The sequence below is a fragment of the Desulfonatronospira sp. genome (genome assembly GCA_003563255.1).
Taxonomy (GTDB): Bacteria; Desulfobacterota; Desulfovibrionia; order Desulfovibrionales; family Desulfonatronovibrionaceae; genus Desulfonatronospira.
This window is the reverse complement of sequence record PWSL01000051.1, coordinates 1-7,814: the sequence shown is the minus strand read 5'-3', so window position 1 is coordinate 7,814 and position 7,814 is coordinate 1. Positions and strand designations below refer to the sequence as shown.

At 49.4% G+C, this 7,814-nt stretch carries 8 protein-coding genes and 1 pseudogene; 8 read left to right on the top strand and 1 reads right to left on the bottom strand.

Annotated features, from left to right (window positions below):
• Positions 1 to 230 (bottom strand): annotated as a pseudogene (locus QZP87_RS01605) (ATP-binding protein); the annotation flags it as partial.
• A gap of 610 nt (positions 231 to 840) precedes the next feature.
• On the opposite strand from QZP87_RS01605, the gene QZP87_RS01600 reads away from it, so the two are divergent.
• The 8 genes from QZP87_RS01600 to QZP87_RS01565 all read left to right on the top strand — a co-directional run bounded on the left by QZP87_RS01600 (position 841) and on the right by QZP87_RS01565 (position 7,659).
• Complete coding sequence (locus QZP87_RS01600; protein WP_291321175.1) at positions 841 to 1,590, top strand: DUF4198 domain-containing protein; 750 nt, start codon at positions 841 to 843, stop codon at positions 1,588 to 1,590.
• A gap of 8 nt (positions 1,591 to 1,598) precedes the next feature.
• Positions 1,599 to 2,078 (top strand): hypothetical protein, encoded by a 480-nt coding sequence (locus tag QZP87_RS01595; protein ID WP_291321174.1) that lies wholly within the window; start codon positions 1,599 to 1,601, stop codon positions 2,076 to 2,078.
• The gene (gene cbiM, locus QZP87_RS01590; protein WP_291321173.1) at positions 2,065 to 2,703 is read left to right on the top strand and encodes a cobalt transporter CbiM; all 639 of its coding nucleotides are present in this window, start codon (positions 2,065 to 2,067) and stop codon (positions 2,701 to 2,703) included. The genes QZP87_RS01595 and cbiM overlap by 14 nt, the downstream gene beginning before the upstream one ends.
• Position 2,704: 1 nt before the next feature.
• Entirely contained in the window at positions 2,705 to 3,466 is a 762-nt protein-coding gene (gene cbiQ / locus QZP87_RS01585) for a cobalt ECF transporter T component CbiQ (protein WP_363330970.1), read from the top strand.
• Positions 3,467 to 3,494: 28 nt separating this feature from the next.
• Positions 3,495 to 4,247 carry an ABC transporter ATP-binding protein gene (locus QZP87_RS01580; protein ID WP_291321172.1) on the top strand — a complete coding sequence of 251 codons (753 nt, stop codon included), beginning with the start codon at positions 3,495 to 3,497 and terminating at the stop codon, positions 4,245 to 4,247.
• 989 nt (positions 4,248 to 5,236) lie between these two features.
• Entirely contained in the window at positions 5,237 to 5,605 is a 369-nt protein-coding gene (locus QZP87_RS01575) for a hypothetical protein (RefSeq protein ID WP_291321171.1), read from the top strand.
• 130 nt (positions 5,606 to 5,735) lie between these two features.
• A complete protein-coding gene (locus tag QZP87_RS01570; RefSeq protein ID WP_291321170.1) occupies positions 5,736 to 6,137 on the top strand; it encodes a hypothetical protein in 402 nt (133 codons plus the stop codon).
• A gap of 700 nt (positions 6,138 to 6,837) precedes the next feature.
• On the top strand, positions 6,838 to 7,659 hold the full coding sequence (locus QZP87_RS01565; RefSeq protein WP_291321169.1) for an ankyrin repeat domain-containing protein: 822 nt from the start codon (positions 6,838 to 6,840) through the stop codon (positions 7,657 to 7,659).
• Positions 7,660 to 7,814: the final 155 nt, after the last annotated feature.

Sequence of the window (7,814 nt, the reverse complement as noted above, 5' to 3'; positions counted from 1 at the left end):
TTCTGAACCGACTCCAGTGAGCAGTACAGGGCATAGTAGCGGCCCTGGGCATTCAATTGGCCGGCAAGTTCATTCAACAGGGTGGTTTTGCCGGATTGCCGGGCCGCGTGAATGACAAAATATTGTTCCTGATCGATCAGAGTATCCAGACCCTTGAGACGCCGCCTGGTGGGAATCATATAATGTTTAGCCGGTACACAGGGACCTGCAGTATTGAAATATCGTTTCATGGTGACACATCCTTTATGATATTTCTGTTCAAATCTCATTAACACTACAGCGAAACTTTATTTGAACTCGAAGGGGACTGGCTCCCCGCACTTAATTTAATAATCCGTAAGTCTTCCTTAGGCGCTTACTCCTGAAACCCTGTCATAAAAAAACAAGAAAATTTTGAACCACGCGAAGCGCGTGGCAGGCCAGCCGCAAAAAGGAAAGCAGGGGACAGGCAACTCCGGGACCCACTTAAGCATCATTTTGTACTTAAAATATCTCTTTTTTTAGGACAAGTGGGTCCCGGAAGAGCCTGTACCCATATCACATGCAGAGCGCTGAACTGATACGCTGCCATATTTAAGTTTTTAACTTAAGTGCAAACCCATGACTTTGCAAGGTCGGGATAGACGAGAGCAGAATCTGATTCCAACGTAAAACAGGGAACAAGGCAAAATGCCCTGCTCCCTGTTATTTACGACTCGCTCAGCATTTCTGATTTAAAAAAAATATTACTTAAAGGGTTGACATGGGCTTAAGCAGACTGCTATCTGTTGCCAGGTAGCACGAAAATAAAAATCGTTACATCGTGCAGCGCCTAAATCTCTTATCTGCGGAGGAATATGCATGAAGATTTTATTACGATCCCTGTCAGCCATGGTCCTTGTCTTTTTTCTGGGGGCCGTTACGGTTCAGGCCCATGAAATAAAGCTTTACCTGGACCAGAAAGCGCAAGTAAACGAACCCGTGCGCATTGAGTTTGCCCTGGGGCACTTTCCGGACAAGTTCGATCACGAACACTCCTTTTTCCAGCAGGTGGGGGCTTCCAAGCTGGTGGTCCTGGATCAGGACGGGGCAGTCATCCCTCTGGACTATGCATTGCAAAATGATCGCTACGTGGCCAGGTTCACCCCGGAGGAGGAAGGTGTTTACTGGGTGGTCAGCCATACATCCAGGGGCGTGGTGGACCGCTCCGACAGAACCCCGGCGGCGGGCATGCAGCTGCGTTATTATGACGCCAAGGCCCCCCTGGTGGTGGGAGACGGCGAAACGCCCGCAGCCTGGCCCACTTTTCTGCATGTGGAAATCCAGAGCACTGACAGTGTACATGCCAGGGTGGGAGAAAGCTTTACCGGTCAGGTGACCTACAAGGGAGAAAAGCTGGCTGATCAGGCGGTGCTGGTGGTCAGTCCCACTGAGCGCGCCCGGGAACTGGTCACAGATGAGCAGGGCCGGGTGGAAATGGACTTCAATGAACCGGGAACCTGGCTCATCAAGACCACCGTCATGGACGAGGACCGCTCAGGTGCATACGGTGGTGAAGATTATGACCGGGTACGTTACAATACTTCCATGTATCTGGAAATCCGGGAGTAGAAATCTGCATGTCCAGAATACCTTGTACGCCTGCGCTCCCTGCAAAGCTTTGCCTCGCGGCCGCCCTGGTTTTCATCATGGGCCTTTCACAGCCTGATTGCGCCCAGGCCCACCGCATGCTTATGCAGGAAAAAGAACCGGGCGTACTTTTTGTCTATTATGAAGGACGGGTGCCTGCTGCTGAAGCAGCGGTCACCCTCCTGGACGAGCAGGACGAGATGCTCTTGCAGGGGAAGACCGATACGGAAGGACATTTTTATTTTGATCCCCGTCTGGGGGCCAGGGTGGCCAGGGCCGACGATGGTCAGGGACACCGGGTGGTTTATGACCTGGAGAAAAGTGTGCTTGAAGAGGGCTTCCTGTTTATTGGAGATGATATCCCCCTGGCTCTTCGGGTTGCTCTGGGAGTGGGAATAATCTTTATATTATTTGGGGCGTTATACCTATGGAGCACAAGAGGCAGGAGGAAAAAGAATGCACATTCCTGACGGTATTCTGCCTGTGCCGGTAACTCTGGGCGGATACGCAGTCTGTGCCGCGGCTGTTTTTTTCTGCCTGCATAGAATAAATAAGCGCCCTGATCCCGCAGCGGACATTCCCAAGGCCGCCCTGCTCACTGCAGCCTTTTTTGTGGCCTCGCTCATCCATATCCCCATCCCCCCGGCAAGTGTGCATCTGGTGCTAAGCGGCCTTCTGGGGGTTTTACTGGGTTTTTTCGCAATCCCGGCCATTTTGATCGGCCTTTTTTTTCAGGCGGCCATGTTCGGCCACGGCGGGCTGACCACCCTGGGTATCAACTGGGTCATTATCGGCTTTCCAGCCATGGCCGCCCATTATATATTCAGGTTCGGGCTCCGGGGAAGGCAAGGACCGAAACAGACTGCGACTTTTGCTTTCCTGGCCGGTTCACTGGCCATCATGCTCTCGGTGCTTTTTTTCTCCCTGCTTCTGGTCACGGCCGTACCAGCAGACCTGGGGGCGGCAGTGGAAAAGACAGCCATGCTTGTGCTTATAGTCGCCCACGTTCCCCTGGCCCTTATTGAAGGTGTCATAACAGCCATGACTGCAACTTTTCTTCTGCGGGTCAGTCCCCGGGTGCTGCACGGAGTATAGTTTGTCATGCCTTGCGACCCGGTCCGGGTCTTCCTTTTTGCACCGGATGGATCCCAGATGCAGGCTGGCCGGACTTTTTGTCCTGATCTTCGCCTATTCCTTTGTCAGTGATTTTCGCCTGCTGGGTGCCATACTGGCCTTTACCCTGATGCTTTTTTTTATGTCAGGACTGCCCATCCGGTTTATTCTCCAGAAACTCAAGCTGCCCTCAATAATCATTCTGGTCCTGGTGCTTATCCTGCCTTTTGTCAGCGGTCAGAACATATTGTTGGATCTTGGCTTCATCTCCCTGAAACAAGAGGGTCTGCATGCCGCAGGACTCATTGCTGCAAGATTTCTGTGCATAATCATCACGGTAATGATCGTCCTGCACACCGCTCCCCTGCTGACCCATGTAAAAGCCATGCGGGCCATGGGTCTGCCCTGGATCATGGCCGACATGGCCCTGCTCACCGGACGCTACCTGGAAGTGCTGGGCAGCGACCTGAAGCGCATGCAGATCGCCATGCGCCTGCGGGGCCTTAATGCTTCCAGGCCGGGCCTGTACATGCTGCGCACCAGGGCCTGGCTTTGCGGCAGCCTCCTGGTACGCGGCCTGGAAAGGGCCGACTGGGTTTACCGGGCCATGCGCCTCAGGGGTTATGGGCAAAGCATGGCCGCACCTTGCGAATACAGGGTCACTGCCCTGGATATGGCGGTCCTGGCAGCTTCTGTGCTGACCGCCGGAACATTTACGGGACTGGAAATATGGTTTGGACTTTAAGGTTTGATTCAGGCATGCTGCTGAACCCATGAGCGTAAAATCTTCTTCTGTCCTCAAAGCTGAAAACGTAAGCTTCTCCTATCCCGGCAACGGCGGCACCCTGCACGATATCAATCTGGGTATCACCCGGGGGGAAAAAGTGGGCATTATCGGTCCCAACGGGGCCGGGAAAACCACTTTTTTTCTTCTTGCCTGCGGCATTCTAAGACCCGTTTCCGGGGTGATCAGGCTGTTTGAGAAGCCCGTCACCGGCAGCAAATTCAACCCGCAAGCGGCCCTGGTGTTTCAAAAGCCTGATGACCAGCTTTTCTGCCCTACGGTGCGCGAGGATGTAGCCTTCGGACCGCAGAACATGGGCCTGGATGCACAAGAGGTGGACAGGCGGGCATGGGAGGCCCTGTATAAAGTGGACGCGGCTTCTCTGGCTGAGCGCCCTGTGCATCACCTTTCGGAAGGGGAAAAGAGGATGGTATCCATTGCCACCGCCCTGGCCATGCATCCAGGGCTGATAATTTATGACGAGCCAAGCGCGTACCTGGATATCCGCACCCGGCGAAGGCTCATCACCCTCATGCCCGGTTCAGCAGAAACGATCATAGTGGCCTCCCACGATCTGGAACTGGTCCTGGAGGTCTGCACCCGGGTGATCCTCATGGACCAGGGCAGGATCATAACCCAAGGCGACCCGGCCGGAATCATGGGCGATGAAACGCTTATGCAGGCCCACGGCCAGGAAAAACCCCCCTCCCTGGTCCCTCACTATTATCGGCACCAGCATTGAGGTCCCATTCCGGGGTCGGATATTGAACCTCATCCCTTATCTTCCTGCGGATCTAATATTCATAGAAGAGCCTGAAAAATTCAGAAGAGGTAACCATTCAGCGGCCAGGGGACTCAGCGGCCAGGGGACAGTCCCTGCTACACAATTATTAACAATTAACAAATAACAGAAAACTGGGTTGCGGGCAAAGCCCGCGTTAGATTACAGACAAGATTTCGTACATAATATGAATAATAACTTAAATATACCATAACATCTTGAAATCATTGAATTTAACATAATGAGGTGTACGGACTTTGCTTTTCTCTGTTATAACAATAGGTTAGCATCGTTACCTTAAGTGTTTTTTATACAAAAAAATCCTCGATTTATTTTTTCAGTGGGTATATACGGAAATTGGTCTGGGAGGCCACGAATGGGAGACACGAATGACAAGGGCTCCCAGAGGCAGAGTCAAAAACATTGCCCCGATTTTAAGGGGTTGAAATGTGTTGATGTTTATCCGATCGTCCACCCTTACCACGGCCAGAAAGATTGTCCCGATTTTAAGATTTTTTAGGATTGAAAAAATTATCCACATTAAATTAAAGCACCCCATAGATGTGTCGTTTTAATAACAATTCGAACAAAACGGCTGCTACGGCAAAAAAGTCTGTGGTTATGGAGCCGCGGCCAAAGGCAAAACTTAATGAACCATGCCGGGGTCAGGCCTGATATTCTCCCCTTGGACAGGATTAACAGGATTGATTACCTGTGCCGAATCTGGAGATACTATAAACCAATACCACGTAGCATATTTAACCCCAAAACGCAAAATTGCCGGTGATTTCTTCCGGAAAGAATGGCTCCCGGAATCAATTCTCTATGGGGGCAGCTCTGAGTAAAAGCGAAATCTCGGCGACCCTGGCCTCACCCTGCCGTCCATCACAGCAAAGCAAATGTATGCCGGGGAGCCACACCTATGGCAGGCAATCAAGGAATAACCGTATATGCAGATAGATGTCAAATCAGCAAGAATCAGTTTGGAACGAAAAGCCGAGTCAAATCGCCAGAGACGAATCGCCTTGGCAGCCGAAGCTGAAGCTGATGCTCAAGCAATTATCTCTATGCTTATCACGAAATATGCCCCAAAACGAATCTATCGATGGGGGTCACTGCTGAATCCTGAGCGTTTTCATGAATGGTCTGATATTGATTTGGCTTTGGAGGGCTTGACTGATCCTATGGAGGGATTGCATGCACTTGATGATGCCTGTCGCCTCACTCGTTTTCCGGTGGATTTGGTTGAACTCGAACGGATTCATCCCGAACATGCAAAGACAATCCGCCAACAGGGTATAATGATTTATGAGCGATAAAGAGATTAAAACTGCCTGCGAAACTCTGCTCGCCCAGATCCAGAAGCATGTTGGTTTACTGGCACAATGCCACTCTCATATTAATCAAGCCTTTTCAACCGAGATTATCGCGATAGGAAAGACCCCGCGCATGGCTGTGATGGTTGCCGGGCTTATTGAGAATTACTATACTTGTGCGGAAACCATTTTCTTCAGGATATCCCAGTTTTTTGATAACAACCTGCAGGGGGACAGGTGGCACCGGGAACTTCTTGAAAGAATGACCTTGGACATTGGGGAAACTCGTCCGAAAGTAATATCAGAGCAAAGCTTTTCTGATCTGACAGAGTTGATGCGCTTTCGCCATTTTAAAAGATATTATTTTGGAGTGGAATATGACTGGGAAAGAGTGGAAGCACTTGTTCGAAGGGTAGATCGGCTTGCAAAGCAACTTCCACAGGAACTCAGTGAGTTCGCAGCCTTTGTGCGCAAAATTGCTGAGGGAAAGCAGGGGACAGGCACCCCCGCACTTATTTTTCTGGTATCTGTTTAGCGCTTTGCATGTGGCATGGGGACTGGCTCTTCCGGGACCCGCTTGTCCCAGAAAATGAGATATTTTAAGCACAAAATGATGCTCAAGTGGGTCCCGGAGTGCCTGTGCACTGCTTTCCTTAAAAGCGCTAAACAGATACTTTTTCTGAAGGATGATTGACAGGTTTTAAAAATAAGTACGCGGAGAGCCAGTCCCCATGCCACATGCAAATGGCTAAACTGTTACGCTGGATTAAAGATGTGACTGCAAAAAGTCATTTTTGCATTCACAGACGTCAGAGATCAAGAGATCAGAGGTCAGAGGTCAAAGGTCAGTGAAATCAAAGAGTTATGTATATTTTTGATTTCTGAATTATTTACTTCCCGACTATTTACAGGTGCATCATTAAACACACCTTATAGCCATTTTATGTTTCCGGCATTACTTATGGGCCAGGGTGCTGGAGTGTTGTACGAGAACTGTTGACTGTCCAGTGTTAAAGTAGACCCATTAGCTTGAGCTTGCAACCAGGCTGCAGGAGATATATGATATGTTGGAGACTGTTCCTGATCAGGAGAAGGTCAAAATAACCATTCAGGTGGAGTCGGATATCGATCTTTTTTAGTTCTTCAATGGGGGCAGGATATCGGCCGGGATCCACCATAGATTACACCCTGAATGGTTATCATTTAACTCTCGAGTGGAGAATAAAGCCGACGTCATGAATATTAATGGAGTTCAAATTAAAAATTTTAGTGATGCCCTGTTCATTCTGGATAATCATGAGCTGGAAGCTGTGCCTGAATACAAGAAGAAACAGTTGTTGTTTTTTCTTGCCTGTTTTCTCGATGGAAATGACTGGGAAGCCCTGCCGGAAGAACAAAGAGATCGCCTCCTGACATTGGGGAAAGATTATAATACACCCCTTGCGCATATAGCGGCTGAACAAGGAACACTTCCCCAAGGGTTCAATGCATGGTACCTGGTAGATAAAAAAAATAAAACCGTGGCTCATGTAGCAGCTGCAAAAGGCAATATCCCTGAAGGCTTCGACTGGGAGCAGTACGGTTGCAGGAGGGATAATCAAGGACGAACCGTGTATCATTTTGCTGCAGAGGGGGGATGTCTCCCAGTCGGGTTCGATCGATGGGATGTAGCGGATGATGATGGTTTTACCGTAGCTCACTTTGCTGCTTGTCATAATAATATCCCTGAAAACTTTGATTGGGGACGATACGGCATGATGCGCGATAAAAGATATGGTGAGACCGTGTATCATGGAGCAGCCTCCAACAAATGCCTTCCAGTAGGGTTCGATGTCTGGGATATACAAGACAACAATGGCAAAACCGTGGCTCACAATGCGGCATTACGCAGAAATCTTCCCGGGAATTTCGACTGGGATGTGTATGGTTTGTTGCGCGATAATGAAGGTCGCACTGTGTATCAATTTGCTGGGTATAACAAAAAATATATCGCAATTAAGTGGATGAAACATCAGGTATTATCAATCATGAAAAGAATAACTGGAATAATCAGGTGAATTGAGAATTAAAAGTTATCAGTTAATTGTTAACACAGCGAAACTTATGATTGACCTGCGGGGACTGGCTCTCCCCGCACTTATTTTTTCCAATAAAACCAAGATCATTTTTAATAAAAATAAGTGCGGGGGTGCCTGTCCCCAATTGAGGCAGG

What these genes read in the sequence shown, in the direction of transcription:
- QZP87_RS01580 (WP_291321172.1), top strand. Translation starts at nt 3,495, where the DNA reads ATGAGCGTAAAATCTTCTTCTGTCCTCAAAGCTGAAAACGTAAGCTTC.
- cbiM (WP_291321173.1), top strand. Translation starts at nt 2,065, where the DNA reads ATGCACATTCCTGACGGTATTCTGCCTGTGCCGGTAACTCTGGGCGGA.
- QZP87_RS01600 (WP_291321175.1), top strand. Translation starts at nt 841, where the DNA reads ATGAAGATTTTATTACGATCCCTGTCAGCCATGGTCCTTGTCTTTTTT.
- QZP87_RS01565 (WP_291321169.1), top strand. Translation starts at nt 6,838, where the DNA reads ATGAATATTAATGGAGTTCAAATTAAAAATTTTAGTGATGCCCTGTTC.
- QZP87_RS01570 (WP_291321170.1), top strand. Translation starts at nt 5,736, where the DNA reads ATGGCTGTGATGGTTGCCGGGCTTATTGAGAATTACTATACTTGTGCG.
- QZP87_RS01575 (WP_291321171.1), top strand. Translation starts at nt 5,237, where the DNA reads ATGCAGATAGATGTCAAATCAGCAAGAATCAGTTTGGAACGAAAAGCC.
- QZP87_RS01595 (WP_291321174.1), top strand. Translation starts at nt 1,599, where the DNA reads ATGTCCAGAATACCTTGTACGCCTGCGCTCCCTGCAAAGCTTTGCCTC.